This is a genomic window from Wenzhouxiangella sediminis, from assembly GCF_003410055.1.
GTDB classification, from domain to species: Bacteria; Pseudomonadota; Gammaproteobacteria; order Xanthomonadales; family Wenzhouxiangellaceae; genus Wenzhouxiangella; species Wenzhouxiangella sediminis.
In genome coordinates, this window is the sequence record NZ_QUZK01000042.1 from 123,543 (window position 1) to 142,280 (window position 18,738).

An 18,738-nucleotide genomic window follows, 5' to 3' on the forward strand; every position below is an offset into this window, starting at 1 on the left:
GAGCATGTTTCTCCAACGCGCGACCTGGCCGGAAGTCGAGTCCTACCTCGAGCGATCGACCGGCATCGTCGTTCCCATCGGTTCGACGGAGCAGCACGGGCCGACGGGCCTGATCGGCACCGACGCCATCTGCCCGGAAACCATCGCCGCCGGCATGGCGGAGGCGGGCATCCTGGTCGGGCCGACCCTGAGCATCGGCATGGCCCAGCACCACCTGGGGTTTCCGGGCTCGATCACGCTGCGGCCGTCCACGCTCATGGCCCTGGTGGGCGACGTGGTGACCTCCCTGTCCGTGCACGGGTTCACGCATTTCTATTTCCTCAACGGGCACGGCGGCAACATCGCCACGGTGAACGCGGCCTTTGCCGAGATCTGGGCCCAGGCCAGCCTCGCACAGCGCTCGTCCGATCTGCGCATGAAAATGGGCAACTGGTTCGCCGGCCAGCGCGTCCGGGCGCTGGCGCGTGAGCTCTACGGCGATGCCGACGGCAGCCACGCCACGCCTTCGGAGATTGCTTTGACCTGGCATGCCTACCCCGATCTGGCGCGGGACGAAGCGCTCGATCCAGTTCGTCCACCCGACGGACCGATCCGCGATGCCGCCGACTACCGCAAGCACTTTCCCGACGGCCGCATCGGCTCCGAGCCTCACCGGGCCAAACCCGAACACGGCAAACGGTTCTACGAAGCCGGCCTGGCCGACGCGCTCGAAGACTACCGCCGCTTTGCAGGTGCCGACTCCAGGTAATCGAGGGGGCGGGGGGGGTTGAAAAGCGATATTTTTGTGATATAAATCACACTTCCTGGTGGCCTCGCTTCTGACAGCGTGTGTAAGCCGCCGGGACCAGGAACAAAAAGGGGTTTCCTTTGTTAATCGATTTCGTTTCCGGTTTGGTCCGGAGTCGGACCGTTGTTGCCGGCATCCTGTTGTTGACCCTGTTCGCGACCTCGGCGACGGCGCAGGGCGACAGCTCGCCTCGTGCGCTGGGGGATCGGGCCGCGGAGAAGATCCGTGCCGCTGCCGCCGCCGATCGCATTCCCGAGCGAAATGCCCTGATTGATGAGGCGCTTGCGCTGCTCGATCGGGCAATGGCGCATCCCGAGGCCGATGCGCAGTCGCTGCAACGAAGCCGTTACGACCGCTTGCTGGCCTTGCGAACGCGCGAATCCATGGAGGAAGCCGTTTCCGCCTGGGAGTCGTTGGAGGCCGATGGCCTGGAGCCGCCCGTCTACGTCACGGTCGCCGCGGCGGATGCCTACCTGTACCTGCGCTGCCCCGAACAGGCCGAGGCGCTGTATGAACGCGTGCTCGAGCGCCAGCCCGGGCGTCTCGAGACCCTGCAGTCCCTGTTCTGGGCCCGGCTCGAGCAGGAGGACTTCTCCGGTGCCCTGGCGACGATCGATTCGCTGGTCGAACATCCGGAAGTCGCCTCAGGCTCACGCCTGCACCGCGATGGGCGTATTACCGCAGCAATGGGTCGGGGATACGCCAATCGCCTCGAGGAGGCGATCGTCCGACTCGAGGCGCTTGCCGCCGATCATCCCAAAAGCGGGGCGGCCACTCGCTCGCTGGCTACCATTTATCGATGGCGGGGGTGGAGCCGGCGTGCCCTCGAGCTGATAGAGCCCTTGCTGGCCCAAACGACGGAGAGCACCGATCTGCGGCTGTTGCATGCCGCGCTGCTGCGGGACCTGGGGCGCTACCGCGAGGCGGGCCGAATACTGGAGTCGCTCTACGAGACGCATCCGCAAGATCGCCACGTGCAGCGGGGCTGGGCCGACTGGCGAACCCGGGATCGATGGTCTTACTGGTCGCACGGTGAGTACGGAGAGAGTGATGGTGTGCGCGAGTTCGGCAGCCGTGATCGCGCCTGGCGCATGCGGCTGTCGGCGCCCTGGGTCGGAAGCTACCTGCAGCCCTACCTGCGCAGCGAATACAGCCACGCCACCTTTCCCGAGGGCGAAGCCGAATACGACCGCATCGGCCTGGGGCTGGACTACCGGCGCGCGGGTCATCGCGTGAATCTCGAATTCCATCGCAATCGCCGCGGCGCGGATGAAGCCGGCCTCACCGCGGCCTGGGACTGGCAGCTCGATGACCAATGGAGCCTGGCGACTCGCTATGAGAGTTTTTCCACGGATGTCCCGTTGCGTGCCCGCGGCCAGGGTCTCGACGGCTGGAAAACCGAGGCGGCTGTTCGCTGGCAGGCGCACGAGTCGTTGAACCTGCGCCTGGGCGTTTCGCGCCTGGCCATCTCCGACGGTAACGAACGCGACGCCGTGCTGGTCTCACTGGGACATCGTCCTCATGTCTCGGCCCACCACACGACCGACGGCACGCTGGATCTTTATGCCGCCCGGGCCAGCCAGACCGGCGGTCCGTACTACAACCCGGAAGAGGATGCGTCGCTGGCCTACGTGATCCAGCACGACTGGCTCACCTGGCGTCGCTACGAGCACTCGCTGACGCAGCGCTTCGTGCTGGGTGGCGGCGCCTACTGGCAGAAGCATTATGGTACGCACGCAATCGGGCTCGCCCGCTACGAGCATCTCTGGCAGGTCAGCCAGCACTGGTTTGTCCACTACGGCGTGGGGATTTCCAGTCGCGTCTATGACGGCGACCGCGAGAGCCGCGTCGACGGACAGCTGTGGCTCAGGGGGGTCTTCTGATGCCGGCTTGCACGCAGCGAACGTACCAAATCGAATCAAGGGGAGTTGTCGATGTTGCCCTGGGGTGAGAGCACGGGCCTGCTGGCCACGCTTTTCAATTTCGCTTTCTTCTATCCGCTGTTCATGGCCTGGCTTTGGATGGTCGGCGGAATCTGGTACTTCTTTCACTGGGAGCGGCGAATCGCGCGCACGCCGGAGGAGCCGCCGGAGCTTGACGAGTATCCCGGTTGTTCGATCCTGCTGCCCTGCCACAACGAGGGCGGGCAGGTGCGCGAAACCATGGACTGGTTGCTCAAGCAGACGTATCCCAACTTCGAGATCATCGCTGTCAACGATGCCAGCACGGATGACACGGGCGAGATTCTCGACGAATTCGCCGCCGAGCACGAGAACGTTCGCGTCATTCACTTCTCGTCCAACCAGGGCAAGGCCATGGGGCTTCGCGTTGCTGCCGTGGCCTCGCGTTACGAGTTCCTGTTCTGCATCGACGGCGATGCCGTCCTCAACAAGACGGCCATCCAGTGGATGATGTGGCACTTTCTCAACGGGCCTCGGGTGGGCGCGGTCACGGGTAACCCGCGGATTCGCAATCGCTCGACCATGCTGGGACGGCTCCAGGTCGGAGAGTTCTCTTCGATCATCGGCCTGATCAAGCGAGCCCAGCGTATCTATGGACGCATTTTCACGGTGTCGGGCGTGGTGTCGGGCTATCGAAAGGCGGCGCTGCATCGCAATCGCTACTGGAATACCGACATGGTGACCGAGGACATCGACGTGACCTGGCTGCTCCAGGCCGATCACTGGGATGTGCGCTACGAACCGAACGCCCTGTGCTGGATCCTCATGCCCGAGACGCTGCGCGGCCTCTGGACGCAGAGGCTGCGCTGGGCCCAGGGCGGCGTGGAAGTGCTCTTGCGCTATGGCCTCAAGGCCCTGCGCTGGCGGCAACGGCGCATGTGGGGCGTGGTTTTCGAGTACACGCTGAGCGTCATCTGGGCCTACGTCATGGCGACGATCTTCTTTCTCTACTTCCTGGGGCTGCTCGTACCATTGCCCGAGACGCTACGAGTGGCCAGCATCCTGCCCGAGTGGAACGGGGTTCTCCTCGGCGTGACCTGCCTGGTCCAGTTCGCCGTGAGCCTGTTGATCGACAGCCGCTATGAAAAGGGCTTGTGGCGCATCTACTTCTGGGTGATCTGGTATCCGCTGGGGTTCTGGCTCATCAGCATGCTCACCACGGTGGCGGCCGTGCCCAAGGCGTTGGTCAAGGGGCACGGCGAACGCGCCATCTGGACCAGCCCGGATCGGGGGGTGCGGCCATGACACGTCATACGCCCGAGCATCCGGAGATCATCTATCGGCCCGATCTTCAGCCCCCCGGCAGGCGGGCGCTGTTTTCCACGATCACCTTCATTGCCTGGGTTCTCTGGCTCTATCTGTTCGCGCCGCTGGTGAGCCTGGCGGCGTGGTGGTTCGGTGCGAGCTCGTTCAGGGAATACATGCTCGATCCCGAGCGAAGCGATTACCTGTTGACGCTGACCGGTTATGCCATCGTGGTGGCGGTGACCGCCCTGGCCATCGTCGGGTGGTCCCGCTACAACCAGTTTCGCTTTGGTGGGCCCGACCGTCGTCGACCCTTGCCGCCGGTCAGTCGCGAAATGATGCAGGAGAAATTCCAGCTCGAAGCCGAAATGCTCGATCGCATACAGCGCGCGAGAACGATCGAACTGGATTTCGAAGAAGGCGGCAAGCTGCGCCATGCATCGTTCAGGTACAACGGCCACGTCGAGGAGATCGACACGCCCTGATTCCGTCGGCATCGGGCGCGAGTGGCGTCAGCGCCAGGCCCGCCAGCCGAGGACAAGCCCGGCCAGCACCGCGACACCGGCCGGCAGGGAGTGTCCGCCCACCAGCGGTGCGACGTCGTAGCCGGCCAGGACGGCACCCGAAACGACCAGGCCGGCGGCAAAGACGGCGCCCGGCAGTCGGCGATTGTGTCGCCCCAGTTCCGCCGCCATTTTTTCGAGGTCTTCGGAATCGATGCGGGTGCGAAGACGGCCCGAACCGGCCGTTTTCAGGAAATCGTGGACCAGGCCCGGCAGCTCGGGCGTGCGGGCCAGCAGGGCCGGGGTTTCCTCGAAGAAGCGCCGGGCGGTGCGGCGCAGGCCGTAGCGTTCGGCGAAGATGGCTTCCAGCTCGGGCTTGGCCACGTCCCAGATGTTGATTCGGGGATACAGTTCGCGCCCCATGCCCTCGATGTTGAGCAGGGTCTTCTGCAGCATGATCAGCTGGGGCTGCAGGGTCAGCTTGAACTGCCGGGCGACCGAGAACAGTTCGATCACCATCTCGGCGAAGGACACTTCCTCCAGCGGGCGGGTGAAGTTCGGCTCGCCGACGGTTCGGGCCGCGGCCGCCAGTTCGTCGACACGGGTGTCCGCGGGCACCCAGCCGGCCTCGATGTGCAGTTCTGCCACGCGCCGGTAATCGCGGTTGAAGATCGCCAGGAAATTCTCCCCGATGTAGTAGAGATCCTGGGGCGTCAGGCTTTCGACGATGCCGAAGTCCAGGGCGATCCATGTGGGGTCTTCGGGATTGGATGTGTCGACCAGCAGGTTGCCCGGATGCATGTCGGCGTGAAAGAGATTGTCGAAGAAGACCTGCCGGTAGAAGACCTGGATGCCCCGGCGTGCGAGCCGCTCGAGGTCGACGCCGCGGCGCTTGAGTTCCGGGATGTCCTTGACCGAAACGCCTTCGACGCGCTCCATGGTCAATACGCGCGAGGCGGTCTGCTGCCAGTGGATGGCCGGGATGTAGAGATCCTTGCGGCCCTCGAAGTTGCGGCGAAGCAGAGACGCGCTGGCGGCTTCCGCTTTCATGTCCAGCTCTCGGTAGATGACGCGCTGGAACTCGGAGACGATGTCGTCCGGGCGGATACGATCGCCTTCGGGGTGATAGCGGCGCACCAGCCGTGCGAGCGCGCGCAGGAGCTCCAGGTCGCGACCGATCTGTCGCTCGATACCGGGGCGGACCACCTTGACCACGACCTTCTCGCCCGATTTCAGGCGGGCGGCATGAACCTGCGCGATGGACGCCGAGGCCAGGGGGCGGTCTTCGAACTCCTCGAACAGCTCGGGAATGGAAGCGCCCAGTTGCTCCTCGATGATGGCGCGCGCCTGCTCGGTGGCGAACGGCGGCACGTCGTCCTGCAGCCCGGAGAGGTCTTCTGCGATGTCTTCGGGCAACAGGTCGCGGCGCGTCGAAAGGATCTGGCCGAACTTGACGTAAATGGGGCCCAGCTCCTGAAGCGCCAGACGCAAGCGCGCGCCCCGCGAGAGTTCGCGAACGTGGCGCCGCCCCCAGGGCAGGAGGCGGATGGCTCGCGCGAACTTCAGCGGCGGCAGGGCGACCAGGAGTTCGTCGAGGCGATAGCGCGCCAGAGTCAGCGCGATGCTCGTCAGGCGGATTCCGCGCGAGATCATGTCCGGTCCCGGCGGCGCAGCCGCGCCTCGAGGCGATCGGCAGCCTCACGCAGTTCGTCGACCTCGTTTACGAACTCGTCGATTTCCTCACGCGAGACCAGCAGGCCGGATTCCTCGCGCAGGAAGCGCGCGGTCTGCTCAGCGGCGGTTCGCCCCACGTGGCGGGCGCCGGCGCGGGCCTCGGACAGCGTTCGCCACAGCTGGTGGCCGACGACGGGTCCGAAACGTTCCACGAACACGGCTTCCCAGTCGGGATCGAGCTGCTTGAGGAGTTTCTCGAAGGCCTGGCCGGTGCCGGCATCGCCCTCGATGCGAACGCCGCTTCCCGGCGCGCGCCAGTCGGGTACGGCCATGGCCAGCAGCGCCAGCGGCGTGCCGCTGATGGTCGTGTCGGGGGTTGCCTCGTGTTCGGCGGTCACGCTCAGGGCATCGTCGCGGCCTTGAAAGAAGAGATCGATGCCCAGGCCCTTCAACTCCAGCCGCACAAGCTTGTCGTGCAGCGGTCGCAGCCGCTCTGGCGACCCATCGTCGAGCGCAACGGCGCGGGCAATGGCCTGCTCGACGGCGGCGGCCAGCATGCCGGGCAATGGCGTCAGGTAGCGCGAGCCCATCGCCTCAGACCTTTGCGCCCCGGTGAATGGCGCAGATCCCGCCGGAGAGGTTGGACCAGCTCACGCGCTCGAATCCGGCCTCGCGCATCTGCTCGGCCAGGCTCGGCTGGTCCGGGAACCGGCGGATCGACTCGGCCAGATACTGGTAGCTGTCGGCGTCGCCGGCGATGCGCCCGCCCAGGCGGGGCAGGACCTGGAAGGACCAGGTGTCGTAGACCTTCGCGAGCGCCGGCAGGCCGACCTTGGAGAATTCCAGGATGTGGACGCGGCCGCCCGGCTTGAGTACGCGGTGCATTTCGGCCAGCGCCTTGTCGCGCCAGGTGACGTTGCGCAGGCCGAAGGCGATGGTGAGATGGTCGAAGTGATTGGCGGCAAACGGCAGTGCCTCGGCGTTGACCTGCAGCCACTCCAAACCCTGGACCAGGCCGATGGCGTCCATGCGCGAACGACCGGTGGCGAGCATTTCCCGGTTGATGTCGGCCACGATGACGTCCGCTCCGCGCTCGCGCGCCAGCCGGGCGATATCGCCGGTGCCGCCGGCCAGGTCGAGCAGCTGCTGGCCCGGCCGGATACCGCAGGTGGCCACGAAGTGCCGTTTCCAGAGCCGGTGAATCCCGAGGCTCATCAGGTCGTTCATCAGGTCGTATCGCCGTGCCACGGAAGAAAACACGCGGCCGACAAGCTGCGTCTTTTCATCGGGTGATACTTCGCGGTAGCCGAAGTCGGTCATCGTTGTCCAGGTTTCAGGTTTCAGGTTTCAGGGTTCAGGTTTCAGGGTTCAGGGTTCAGGGTTCAGGGTTCAGGGTTCAGGGTTCGGACGTAGGGTTTCGGCTATTGGCGGCCCATCCAGCCGCAGGCATCCGAAACACCAGCACGCACCGAAGCCTCATTTGTTCCTGAAACCTGAAACCTTATTCCATTCCCGCTTCCTTCAGTCGCTGTCGGTAACGGGCCACATTGCTTTCCATGCGACTGCCCAGATCATAAAGGAAAGCCCATGAATAAATGCCGGAATCGTGGCCGTCGTCGAAGGTGATCTGGACCGCATAGCTGCCGACGGGCTCGATCGCGGTGATGTCGACGTTTTCCTTGCCGGTCATCAACTTCGGCTCCGAGTAGCCGTGCCCGCGAACCTCGGCCGAGGGCGAGTGCGTGCGCAGGTACTCGGCGGGCAGCTCGAATCGCTCGCCGTCGTCGAAGCTCACGATCAGTGTGCGCCTGGAACGCTCGTAGTGCAGTTCGAGGGCTTCGACTCCGCTCATGGCGCCTCGTAGTAGGTCGGCGAGCCCGGGCCGACCGGGAGGTCGAGGCCGAACACCCACAGCAGGAACAGCAGGCTCCAGCCGATGAAGTAGCAGATCGAGTAAGGCAGCATGGTGGCGATCAAGGTGCCGATGCCGAATTTCTTGTCGTAGCGCGTCGCCCAGGCGAGGATCAGGCCGAAGTAGCTCATCATCGGTGTGATGATGTTGGTGGTCGAGTCACCGATGCGGTAGGCGGTCTGGATGACCTCCGGCGAGTAGCCGATGAACATCAGCATGGGCACGAAAATCGGTGCGGTCACGGCCCACTGCGCCGAGGCCGAGCCGAGCGACAGGTTGACGATGCCGCACATGATGATGAACAGCACGAAGACCATCGGCCCGGTCAGGCCGATGTTCTGCAGGAATTCCGCGCCCGTGACCGCCGTGATCAGGCCGAGGTTCGACCAGCCGAAGAAGGCCACGAACTGGGCGGCGAAGAACACCAGCACCACGTAGAGGCCCAGCGTGGAGATCGCCGAGGACATGCCGTCGATCACGTCGCGGTCGTTCCTCATGGTGCCCACGACCTTGCCGTAGGCAAAGCCCACGACGAGGAAGAAGACGAAGATCCAGGCGACGATCGAGTCGAAGAAGGGACCCGACGAGGCCAGGAAGTCGCTGCCGGCCTCCGGGTCCCGCAGCACGCCGTTTTCGGGGACGACCAGCAGGGCGATCAGCCCGAGCACAGCGACGGTGGCGACTGCGGCGGTACCCAGCCCCTTCTTCTCCGAACCGGAGAGCGGCTTCATCTGGCTGTCGTCGAGTACCGAGGGATCGGCATTCGAGTCGTCGTACTTGCCCAGCTTGGGCTCGACGATGAAGATCGTCACCAGCGAGCCGATGATCGTGATCATGAAAGTCGACACGATCATGAAATACCAGCTTGCCGTCGCGTAGACGGTGTAGCCGGGATCGATCAGCTGCGCGGCTTCCTCGGTGATGCCGGCCAGCAGGGGGTCGATCGTGCCCAGCAGCAGGTTGGCGCTGTAGCCCCCCGACACGCCGGCGAAGGCCGCGGCCATGCCGGCCAGGGGATGTCGGCCCAGGGCGAGAAAGATGGCGCCACCCAGGGGCACCAGCACCACGTAGCCCATTTCCGAGGCCGTGTTCGAAAGCACGCCGGCGAAGACGACGGCGACGGTCACGACATGCTTGGGCGCCGAAAGCACAATGCCGCGCACGAGGGCCGAGAGCAGGCCTGACTTCTCGGCGACGCCCACACCCAGCATGGCGACCAGCACCACGCCGAGCGGCGCGAAGTTGACGAAATTGTCGACCAGGCCGCCGAGGATCCGCCGCAGGCCTTCGGCGTTGAGCAGGCTGACCGCCTCGATGGTGGCACCGGCCGCCGCGCTGGGCCGCGGGTCCTCGACGCTCAGCCCGATCCAGCCGAAGAATCCGGACAGGAAGACCATGGCGGTCGCGAGAATGGCGAACAGGGTGACCGGATGGGGCAGGAGGTTGCCGAGCCACTCGACGACGTCGAGGAAGCGGGTGAACCAGTTGCGATTGGCGACGGCGGCCGCCGAGTTGTCGTTGTTGCTCACGGATGAAGTCCCTGCGTTTGGTCCGGAATGCCGCCGCGGCAGCGACCCGGCATGATAGCGCAAGGTCGCTGCGGGTGCAGTCGACGGACCGGGCGGGCGCGTTCGGGGATCCGACCGGGCCGGGGTGGATCCGCCTCAGTTCGACGCGTGGCGAGGCCTTCGGCGAATCCACCCCGGCCCGGCCGGACGAGGCCGGCTGAAAGCACATGGTTCCATCTTTGGCAGCGAGGCCTGATCGTCGCGGGACGATCCGCTGAGGGCCTCGCCACGCGTCGAACCGAAGCGGATCGTCCCGCGGCGATCGGGCCGCCTCTGCTGTCCCCGCGCTGGCAGGGTCACAGGCCCAGAGCGAACAGGCCCAGGCAGAGGATCAGTCCGGCGACCGGGATCAGGACGGTCAGCGCACCCATGGCCGGGTAGGCGGCCGAGTGGGTCTCGTTGCAGATGGCGCGGATGGTGGTGACCACGTATCCGTTGTGCGGCAGCGAGTCGAGCGCGCCCGAGGAGATCGAGACCACGCGGTGCAACTGATCGGGGTCGACGCCGGCATCGACGTAGTGGGGCCCGAGGATCGGCAGGGCGATGGCCTGGCCACCCGAGGCCGAGCCGGTCATGGCGGCGATGGCGGATACCGCGATCGCGGCGCTGACCAGGCCGTTGCCGGGCAGGCCGGTGACCCAGACCACGGCGGCGTCGAAGGCGGGCGAGACCTTGGCCACGGTGCCGAAGCCGACCACGGCGGCGGTGTTGCCGATGGCGACCAGCGCTCCGACGCCGCCTTCGGTGAGCGCCTCGCCGGGCTGGTGCAGGTGGCGCAGGTTGATCAGCGCCGCGCCGATGCACCCGGCCAACAGGGCCACGATCAGCGCCGAGATGCCGAGCCGGTCGTGCAGGGTGAAGGAAAAGCCCAGCACCAGCAGCAGGGGCACCAGGGCCAGGACCGGGTTGGGCAGGTCGCCGCGCCCGCTTTCGGGATCGGCCTCGCGTTCCTCGAAGCGCTCGCCGCGGGCGACGGCGCGTTTGAGCATCCACTTCAGCCAGAAGTAGCCCGTGGTGGCCATGAAGATCGCCACCACCAGGCTGGCCTGCCAGGCCGCCAGCGGTCCGGTTCCGAGATGCTCTATGGGGATCCAGTTCTGAATCTCGGGCGAGCCGGCGGATGTCATGGTGAAGGTCACCGAGCCGAAGGCCAGGGTGGCGGGAATGAATCGCCGCGGCAGTTCGGCATCCCGGAACAATGCCAGCGCCATCGGGTAGACGGAGAAGGCGACCACGAACAGGCTCACGCCGCCGTAGGTGAGCACGGCGCAGGCGATGACCACGGCGAGGGCGGCGTGGTGCGTGCCGAGCCGCCGCACGATCCAGTGCGCCACCGACTCGGCGCCGCCGGAAGATTCCATCAGCTTGCCGAACAGCGACCCCAGCAGGAAGACGAAGAACCAGGAGGCGATGAAGCCGGTAAAGCCGTTCATGTACTGCGTGATCAGGTCGGCCTGTCCTTCGGCCGCCAGCGGGGGCAGCAGGGCGATGTCGCTGGTCAGCGCGACGAGCAGGGCGCACAGAGGCGTGGCCACGAACAGGCTCATGCCGCGCATGACGAGTACGATCAACAGGGCGAGGCCGCCCAGCAGGCCGATCAGGCTGAGCATGATGGATGCTTCCGCTTGAATTCGCGGCCATGTTGGCAAGCCCCCGCGCGGGGCGGAACTGTACCAAGGTACAAGTTACACGCCCGTGCCGCTTGTCTAGTCTGCGAAGCGTGTCGGTCGCTCGCGTTGCGAGGCGACGAAAACAACTAGAGCGAGCAAGCATTCGTCTATCGAAGGGAGTTGAAATGAAATCGCTGAAGCAGTCCAAGAATTCGCCCCGGCTGTCGAGGCTGAGCCTGGCCATCGTGCTGGGCCTGGCCATGACCACCGCGGTATCGGCCCAGGACGAACAGTCCGAAGATAACAACGAAGGCGAGGCGGCCGAGGAGTCGACCGACCTGGGCAATCTCGAAGTGACCGCCCGGCGCCGCACCGAAAACCTGCGCGACGTGCCCATTTCGGTCACCGCGATCACCGGCGAAGGCCTGCAGGATGCCGGTGCCCAGGACATCACCTATCTGAACCAGGTGGTGCCCAACACCACCCTTGAAGTCTCGCGCGGCACTAGCAACACGCTGACCGCCTTCATTCGCGGCATCGGCCAGCAGGACCCGGTCGCCGGCTTCGAGGCCGGTGTCGGCATCTATATCGATGATGTCTACCTCAACCGACCGCAGGCGGCGGTGCTCGACATCTACGACGTGCAGCGCGTGGAAGTGCTGCGTGGTCCGCAGGGCACGCTCTATGGCCGCAATACGATCGGCGGCGCCGTCAAGTACGTGACCAAGCGCCTTGGCCGCCAGCCTTCGGCGAGCGTGCGCGCCAGCGTCGGCAGCTACAACCAGGCCGACCTGGTGGTCAAGGGCGAGACCCCAATCGGCGATTCGTTCGCCGTGGGTGGCGCCCTGGCCACATTCAACCGCGATGGCTTCGGCGACAACCTGACCACCGGCCTGGACAACTACAACAAGGAAGTGATGGCCGCCCGGGCCAGCATGGAATGGACGCCGACTTACAACCTGTTCGTGCGTCTATCCGGCGATTACTACAAGGATGATTCCAACCCGGTCGGTGGCCATCGCCTGATACCGGGCCTGTTCTCCGGAGCGCCGGTCCTCGACGACGTCTACGACTCGCGCGGCGGCATCACGGGCGAGAACGAGACCGAGCAGCAGGGTCTGAGCCTGCTGGTCGAATACGACATCAACCCCAATTGGCTTTTCAAGAGCATCACCGCTTGGCGGGAAGACGACACGATCAACCAGATCGACTTCGAGGCCCTTCCGCCGGTCGACCTCGATGTCGCGACCATCTATGAAAACGAGCAGTTCAGCCAGGAGTTCCAGCTCAACTATTCCGGCGAGAACGTCACCGGCGTGGCCGGCTTCTACTATCTCGATGCCAACGCCTTCGGGCCCTTCGACGTCCGCCTCTACCAGACGGGCGAATTGATCGGTGCGCCGCAGCTCAACGCCTTCACCCTGGGCGATGTGGATACCGAGACCTGGTCGGTCTTCGCCGACGCCAGCTTCGACCTGGCCAACATGTTCGACCTGAATACGGGTCTGGAACTGTCGGTCGGCGGTCGCTACACCAACGACAAGCGTTCCTCGCGCGTGCTGCGCCAGAACATGCTGGGTGCCTCGTCCTGGTTTGGCGGGGATCCGATCGTCATCGCAACCACGTCGGACTTCGAGGGCTCGGACACCTTCAACGAGTTCACGCCGCGTGCCAGCCTCGCCTGGCAGCCGACGACCAACCAGAACTTCTACGTGTCCTGGAGCCAGGGGTTCAAGGGCGGCAGCTTCGACCCGCGCGGCCTGACCACCGCCGCACCCGATTTCAACGGGGACGGCACGGTCAGCGAAGACGAGGTGTTCGAGTTCATGCGCTTCGAGCCGGAGACCGTGGACACCTACGAGATCGGCGCCAAGTCATCCTTCGCCGACGGTCGCGTCAACACCAGCCTGGCTTTCTTCTACAGCGATTACACCGACATCCAGGTGCCCGGCTCGATTGGCGTCGACAACAACGGCGACGGTATCGCCGACACTTTTGCCGGGGTGACCACCAATGCCGGTGCGGCCACGGTCCAGGGCGTGGAGTTCGAGATGAATGCACTGCTGGGCCGTAACATGGCCGCGCAGGGCGATGCGCTCACTACCATGCTGACGCTGGGTTATATCGACGCGGAGTACGACGAATTCATCACTTCGGTCACCAATCCGGCCACGGGCGAGACCGCGCTCGAAGACGTCTCGGACCAGCGTGTGTTCCAGAACACCCCCGACTGGACGGGTCACTGGAACATGCGCTACGACACGCCGATGTCCCTGTTCGGCAGCGACGGGCTGTTCTCCATCATCGGCGCCTGGTCGTACCGGGGCGAGACGAACCAGTTCGAGGTGCCTTCGCAATTCCTCGACCAGGACGCGTACTCGCTCTATGACCTGCACCTGATCTGGGAGCGCAACGACGGTCGCTACCAGATCGGCCTGCACGGCCGCAATCTCAGCGACGAGCAGTACAAGACCTCCGGCTACGTGTTCGCCACCCCGGACGGCAGCGCGTCGACCCTGGGCCTGGAAGGGGTGATGAACGCCTTCTACGGTCCGCCGCGGACGGTCACCCTGACCGCCACGGTCAACTTCTGAGTTCCGTGAGTCCCGCTTGACTCTCCTTTCGGGCCGGCACTGCCGGCCCTTCTTTATTGGGGTTCCGCAACAGACGAGGTGCCGTGAGTCCGTTGCTTCTAAACTGTTGGTCATGAGCACACGTCTTTCTTTGCCGGTACATCCGTGTCGACGCTGGCGCTGATCGGTGCCGGGCTGGCCTGGCTGGGCCTGCTGTTCGCCGTCGCCCTGTTCGGCGAGCGATCGCAGGCGCGATGGCGTGGGCTGTGGCCCGTGGTGTATTCACTTTCTCTGGCGGTCTACTGCACGGCCTGGACGTTCTACGGCACGACAACGCAGGCGGCGCGGTCGGGCTGGCCGATTCCGCCGACCTTCGTCGGCACCATCATCCTTTTCGTCGTCTTCTTTCCCTTCCTGCGCCGGCTGGTGGCGTTGAGCAAGGCGAGCAACGCCACGAGTATCGCCGACTTCATCGCCACGCGCTTCGGCAAGTCCTCCGTGCTGGCGGCGGTGGTTACCGGCGTGGCGGTGATCGGCATCGTGCCCTACATCTCGCTGCAGCTCCAGGCGGTGGCGATGAGCTTCGAGGCGATTCACGGCCGCGTGACGGCCGGGGAGTCGGCGGCCTGGCAGGATCTCGCGCTGTACGCGGCGATCATCATGGCGGTGTTCGCGATGCTCTTCGGTACCCGCCGCGCCGCCGCCACCGAGCACAATCGCGGCCTGGTGCTGGCGATGGGCTTCGAGTCACTGCTCAAGCTCGCCGCAATGCTCGCGCTGGGAGCGTTCGTGCTGTTCGGTCTCTTTTCCGGGCCGGCCGAGTTCGCCGAGCGCGCGCCGTCGCCGGAGTTTTCCGGTCTGGATTCCTTCCTGACGCTCACCCTGCTCGGGGCGCTGGCAATGTTCACGCTGCCCCACCAGTTCCACATCGGCGTCGTGGAGTGCCGCCAGGAACGGCACCTGCGCGTGGCTCGCTGGCTTTTCCCGCTGTTCCTCATCCTGATCAGCCTGCCGGTGTTGCCGCTCGCTCGTGCCGGTAATGCGCTGCTCGAAGGCGTGGTCACGCCCGACCTCTACGTGCTGATGCTGCCGCTGGGAGAAGGCCAGCAAGGCCTTGCGCTGCTGGCTTTCCTGGGCGGCCTGAGCGCGGCGACCTCGATGGTCATCCTGGCCAGCCTGACCCTGTCGATCATGATCGGCAACCACTGGCTCACGCCGGCCTTGCTCAACCGCCACTGGGGGCGGGTGAGCGAACTCGGCATCCCGGTGCGCCAGCAGCGGCGGCTGGGCATCGTCGTCGTCCTGCTGCTCGCCTACGTCTACAGCCGCTCGATCGGTGTCGCCGACGCCCTGGCCGACATCGGGGCGCTGTCGTTCTCCGGCCTCGCCCAGCTGGGGCCAGCGGTGATCCTGGCCGTGTATCGCCCGGGCCTGTCGGCTCGACCGATCCTGGCCGGCATCGTTTTCGGTGTCGGGGTCTGGGCCTACGTGCTCTTCCTGCCGCTGCTGCTGGCCGGGTTCGGCGTCCAGGGCGACTGGATGAGCACGGGGCCGCTGGGGCTGACCTGGCTGGCTCCCGAAAACCTGTTCGGAATGGCCGAGCTGGCGCCGCTGACGCGTGCCGTGGTCGCCAGCCTGGCGGTCAACCTGGTGGTCACGCTGCTGGGTGCCCGGCTCGATGCCTCGCCGGGGCGCGACGTGGCCGAAGAAGATCCGATGCGCCCGGACATGCTCTACCGGCTGGCCGAGCGCTTCCTCCCCGAAGAGCGTCTGGCGCCCTTGTTTGCCGGCCGCCGGGATGCCCGCAGCCTGGCCGCGCGTCTCGAGCACGAGCTGGCGGCAGTGGTCGGATCCGCCTCGGCTCGCCTTCTGCTCGATGCAGCCCGTCGTCGAACGCCGGCGCCCCTGGACACGGTCGCCGACCTGGTCGGGCAGGCCGCCGAGCAGGCGCGCTTCAGCCGCGAAGTGCTCTCGGGCGCGCTCGAGAACATGAGTCAGGGTGTCTGCGTGGTCGACCGCGAAATGCGCCTGGTGGCCTGGAACAGCGCCTACCTGGCTTTGTTCGACTACCCCGAAGAATTGATCCGGGTCGGTCGGCCGGTCGCCGACCTGCTCCGCCACAACGCGGAGTCGGGCCTGATGGGAGGCGGAGACATCGAACGCAAGATCCAGCGCCGGCTCGCCCACAAGCGAGCGGGCACGCGGCACCGCATCGAGCGGCCCTGGCCTGACGGGCGCATCATCGAAATTCGCGGCAACCCGATGCCGGGAGGCGGCTTCGTCGCAACGTTCACCGATGTGACGGCCTTTCGCAATGCCGAAGAAGAACTGAGGCGCATCAACGAAACGCTGGAGCAGCGCGTCGCCGATCGAACGGGCAAGCTCGAAAGGGCAATGAAGGATGCCGAGCGCGCCAGCGAAGCGAAAACGCGCTTTCTGGCAGCCGTCAGTCACGACCTGGTCCAGCCCCTCAATGCCGCCCAGTTGCTGACCCATGCTCTGATCGGACGGGTCAGCGACGAGCCCTCGCGCCAGTCACTGGACCAGATCTCCGGAGCGCTGGGCGCAACCGAGGATCTGATCGAGGGTCTGCTGGACATTTCCCGGCTCGACGCCGGCGGCATGGAGCCCAGGCGCAGCCGATTTCCACTGGGCGAACTGTTCTCCCAGTTGCAGGGCGAGTTCTCGGTGCTGGCGCGCGAGCGTGGGCTCGAACTGATCTGCGTCGAAACCCGTCTCTGGGTCGAGACCGATCCGCAGCTACTGCGGCGGATTCTGCAGAACTTCCTTTCCAACGCCGTGCGCTACACGCCGGAGGGCAGGGTGCTGATCGGCTGCCGCCGGCGCGGCGAGCGGGTGATGATCGGTGTCTGGGATACCGGTCCCGGCCTCACGCGCGAAGACCAGGCGGTGATCTTCGAGGAGTTTCGCCGCCTGGGAGATCGCCAGCATGCGCCGGGCCTGGGGTTGGGCCTGGCCATCGCCGAGCGCATGGCCCGGCTGCTGGGGCACGAAATCGAACTGGCCAGCCAGCCCGGTCGCGGCACGGTCTTCGGCGTTCACGTGCCCCGGACCGAGCCCGCGCGAGCCGCGCCGCCGCGCGATGCGGACCGCTCGGAGCCCGGCTCGGGCCGCGTGCTCATCGTCGACAACGAAGCGGCCATGCTCGGTTCGCTCGACACCCTGGTTTCGGGCTGGGGCTTCGAGGTCCGCGTGGCCGGCGACGCCGACCAGGCGCAGGCGGCCGCCGAGCGCTTTGCGCCGGAGTTGCTGGTCGTGGACTTTCACCTCGATGACGGTCGAACCGGGCTGGAATTGCTCGACGGGTTGCGGGAAGCGGGCTGCGCGGCGCCGGCGATCCTGATCAGTGCCGATCATGCCGCCGAAGTCCGGCAGGCCGCCCGCCGGGCCGGTTGCGAGTTCCTGCACAAGCCGATCCGGCCGTTGGCCCTTCGCTCGGTGATGACTCGCATGATGCCGCGGCGACGCCGCGGAAGCTGAAGTCAGGGGCGGGAGAAGCGCGCCACCGGCGCGGTGGCCAGGACCTCGGCGTAACGTTCGTGGACGCGACCCATTCTCACTCGTCCCAGAAAACCCGAGTAGGCCAGGTAGCTGACCAGGAAACGGCGGTCGGCGGCCCAGCGCGGCAGGAATTTCGGCGCCCGCAGCAGGCCCATCTCGGCCAGCTCGCAGAGCACGGGGATGTCGCCGAGCGACAGCTTCCCGCAGAACAGCAGTTGCAGCACATCGGCGCGCCCGGCCGCCACGACCGATCGCAGGAAGTCGTGCACGCGCAGCAAGCCGTCGAGGTAGACCACGTCCTTGGTGAAGGGCGCGCCCCCCGCCAGCACGCCGCCACGGAAAACGCGCCTGGCCTGCTCGAAGGCCGTGCGCTGCAGGTCCTCGTCGCGCGGCTGCACCGATTGCCGGGCCGCAGCGGCACGACCTTGCTCGAGGAAGTGGTCGTAGACTTCGATGAAGTCGGCGCCGTCGACGGCCATCTGGATAGCCAGCACCCGATCGGCCAGGCGCCCGAGCCGGTCGACGTCCATGCCGCCGGTGATGAACTCGGCGAACACCGCGAGGCCCTCCTGGGTTCGCGTGGTGCCCGGATGACTCGAAGCCAGGATCGGCAGCGCCGCCTGGGCGCGACCGTTGAGCGCGGTGGCTACATGGATGCCCGCTTCGTGGTGTACGAGCTGCTCCACATCGCGGTCGGTGAATCTCGCGCCGGCCCGTATCCGGATTCGATCCGGGCCCGCCGTGGCGTTGGCCGACAGTTCGGCCACGATCTCGACCGGGGGCGCATCGGCGCCGAAGAAGCGCGTCACGGCCGCGCGCATCCGACGGGCCACCTGGCGGTCCGTGGCGCTGGGGTCGTCGGGCGCACCGAGGTCGAGATGATTGAGCCCGTCGATGATTCGCCGCAGCCGCTTCGCCAGCTGTAGCGGGCTGTCGCTCGAGTCGGGCAAGGCTTCCCCGGGACTGCCGTAGAGTTCCCTGGAGGCGTCGAAGAAGGTGGTGCTGCCGATACCCTTCATCATGCGGCCGGCCAGGTCCAGGCGGTCGGCGATGCGCTCGAACCATTCCCGCGCTGGACCCGTGCCGGCGATCAGGGGGCGGGCCCGGGCCAGGGCCTCGTCGACCGCGGCGGCGTCGACGTCGGGGTAGTCGACGCGAGGCAGTTCGCGGCCGCTCCGTTCGAGAAAGCGTTCCCGGACCGACAGGGGCCAGGCCAGCAAGCCCAGGATTCGCAGCGGCTGCTCAGCCTCTCGCAAGGCCGCGGCCGCCTTCGTGATGCGTCCGGCGACGGAGGAGGAGCGGGACAAGGTCAGTGAAGGTTTCCGGTCATCATTTCACGCTATAATAGCGTGTTAACTCAACGAACTGCCTCGATTAGCGCGG

Annotated in this window: 13 protein-coding genes; 6 read left to right on the top strand and 7 right to left on the bottom strand. The window is 66.1% G+C overall.

What is annotated here, in order from left to right:
- Positions 1–4 precede the first annotated feature (4 nt).
- The 4 genes from DZC52_RS11640 to pgaD all read left to right on the top strand — a co-directional run bounded on the left by DZC52_RS11640 (position 5) and on the right by pgaD (position 4,478).
- On the top strand, positions 5–748 hold the full coding sequence (locus DZC52_RS11640) for a creatininase family protein (protein ID WP_116651308.1): 744 nt from the start codon (positions 5–7) through the stop codon (positions 746–748).
- Between the two features lie 182 nt (positions 749–930).
- Positions 931–2,670, top strand: a complete 1,740-nt coding sequence (gene pgaA / locus DZC52_RS11645; protein WP_181918926.1) for a poly-beta-1,6 N-acetyl-D-glucosamine export porin PgaA — start codon at positions 931–933, stop codon at positions 2,668–2,670.
- Between the two features lie 51 nt (positions 2,671–2,721).
- Positions 2,722–3,993, top strand: coding sequence for a poly-beta-1,6-N-acetyl-D-glucosamine synthase (pgaC, locus tag DZC52_RS11650; protein ID WP_116651310.1), 1,272 nt, complete (start codon positions 2,722–2,724; stop codon positions 3,991–3,993).
- The gene (pgaD, locus tag DZC52_RS11655) at positions 3,990–4,478 is read left to right on the top strand and encodes a poly-beta-1,6-N-acetyl-D-glucosamine biosynthesis protein PgaD (RefSeq protein WP_116651311.1); all 489 of its coding nucleotides are present in this window, start codon (positions 3,990–3,992) and stop codon (positions 4,476–4,478) included. The genes pgaC and pgaD overlap by 4 nt, the downstream gene beginning before the upstream one ends.
- A gap of 27 nt (positions 4,479–4,505) precedes the next feature.
- Here pgaD and ubiB read toward each other — a convergent pair whose 3' ends face one another.
- The 6 genes from ubiB to DZC52_RS11690 all read right to left on the bottom strand — a co-directional run bounded on the left by ubiB (position 4,506) and on the right by DZC52_RS11690 (position 11,260).
- Complete coding sequence (gene ubiB / locus DZC52_RS11660; RefSeq protein ID WP_116651312.1) at positions 4,506–6,149, bottom strand: 2-polyprenylphenol 6-hydroxylase; 1,644 nt, start codon at positions 6,147–6,149, stop codon at positions 4,506–4,508.
- The gene (locus DZC52_RS11665) at positions 6,146–6,760 is read right to left on the bottom strand and encodes a ubiquinone biosynthesis accessory factor UbiJ (RefSeq protein WP_116651313.1); all 615 of its coding nucleotides are present in this window, start codon (positions 6,758–6,760) and stop codon (positions 6,146–6,148) included. The genes ubiB and DZC52_RS11665 overlap by 4 nt, the downstream gene beginning before the upstream one ends.
- 4 nt (positions 6,761–6,764) lie before the next feature.
- Positions 6,765–7,490, bottom strand: a complete 726-nt coding sequence (gene ubiE / locus DZC52_RS11670; RefSeq protein ID WP_116651314.1) for a bifunctional demethylmenaquinone methyltransferase/2-methoxy-6-polyprenyl-1,4-benzoquinol methylase UbiE — start codon at positions 7,488–7,490, stop codon at positions 6,765–6,767.
- 181 nt (positions 7,491–7,671) lie between these two features.
- On the bottom strand, positions 7,672–8,022 hold the full coding sequence (locus DZC52_RS11675) for a gamma-butyrobetaine hydroxylase family protein (protein WP_116651315.1): 351 nt from the start codon (positions 8,020–8,022) through the stop codon (positions 7,672–7,674).
- Positions 8,019–9,611: an AbgT family transporter gene (locus tag DZC52_RS11680; RefSeq protein ID WP_116651316.1), complete on the bottom strand. Its 1,593-nt coding sequence runs from the start codon at positions 9,609–9,611 to the stop codon at positions 8,019–8,021. The genes DZC52_RS11675 and DZC52_RS11680 overlap by 4 nt, the downstream gene beginning before the upstream one ends.
- Positions 9,612–9,946: 335 nt before the next feature.
- Positions 9,947–11,260: a GntP family permease gene (locus tag DZC52_RS11690; RefSeq protein WP_116651318.1), complete on the bottom strand. Its 1,314-nt coding sequence runs from the start codon at positions 11,258–11,260 to the stop codon at positions 9,947–9,949.
- Positions 11,261–11,445: 185 nt separating this feature from the next.
- Between DZC52_RS11690 and DZC52_RS11695 the strand changes: the two genes are divergently transcribed.
- Positions 11,446–13,854 (top strand): TonB-dependent receptor, encoded by a 2,409-nt coding sequence (locus DZC52_RS11695; protein WP_116651319.1) that lies wholly within the window; start codon positions 11,446–11,448, stop codon positions 13,852–13,854.
- Between the two features lie 144 nt (positions 13,855–13,998).
- Positions 13,999–17,334 (top strand): hybrid sensor histidine kinase/response regulator, encoded by a 3,336-nt coding sequence (locus DZC52_RS11700; protein WP_116651320.1) that lies wholly within the window; start codon positions 13,999–14,001, stop codon positions 17,332–17,334.
- 2 nt (positions 17,335–17,336) lie between these two features.
- Here the strand turns inward: DZC52_RS11700 and DZC52_RS11705 are convergent, their stop codons facing one another.
- Positions 17,337–18,662, bottom strand: a complete 1,326-nt coding sequence (locus DZC52_RS11705; protein WP_220338356.1) for a peptidase MATCAP family protein — start codon at positions 18,660–18,662, stop codon at positions 17,337–17,339.
- Between the last annotated feature and the right edge of the window lie 76 nt (positions 18,663–18,738).

What these genes read in the sequence shown, in the direction of transcription:
- ubiE (WP_116651314.1), bottom strand. Translation starts at nt 7,490, where the DNA reads ATGACCGACTTCGGCTACCGCGAAGTATCACCCGATGAAAAGACGCAG.
- pgaD (WP_116651311.1), top strand. Translation starts at nt 3,990, where the DNA reads ATGACACGTCATACGCCCGAGCATCCGGAGATCATCTATCGGCCCGAT.
- DZC52_RS11675 (WP_116651315.1), bottom strand. Translation starts at nt 8,022, where the DNA reads ATGAGCGGAGTCGAAGCCCTCGAACTGCACTACGAGCGTTCCAGGCGC.
- DZC52_RS11640 (WP_116651308.1), top strand. Translation starts at nt 5, where the DNA reads ATGTTTCTCCAACGCGCGACCTGGCCGGAAGTCGAGTCCTACCTCGAG.
- DZC52_RS11665 (WP_116651313.1), bottom strand. Translation starts at nt 6,760, where the DNA reads ATGGGCTCGCGCTACCTGACGCCATTGCCCGGCATGCTGGCCGCCGCC.
- pgaC (WP_116651310.1), top strand. Translation starts at nt 2,722, where the DNA reads ATGTTGCCCTGGGGTGAGAGCACGGGCCTGCTGGCCACGCTTTTCAAT.
- DZC52_RS11695 (WP_116651319.1), top strand. Translation starts at nt 11,446, where the DNA reads ATGAAATCGCTGAAGCAGTCCAAGAATTCGCCCCGGCTGTCGAGGCTG.
- DZC52_RS11690 (WP_116651318.1), bottom strand. Translation starts at nt 11,260, where the DNA reads ATGCTCAGCCTGATCGGCCTGCTGGGCGGCCTCGCCCTGTTGATCGTA.
- ubiB (WP_116651312.1), bottom strand. Translation starts at nt 6,149, where the DNA reads ATGATCTCGCGCGGAATCCGCCTGACGAGCATCGCGCTGACTCTGGCG.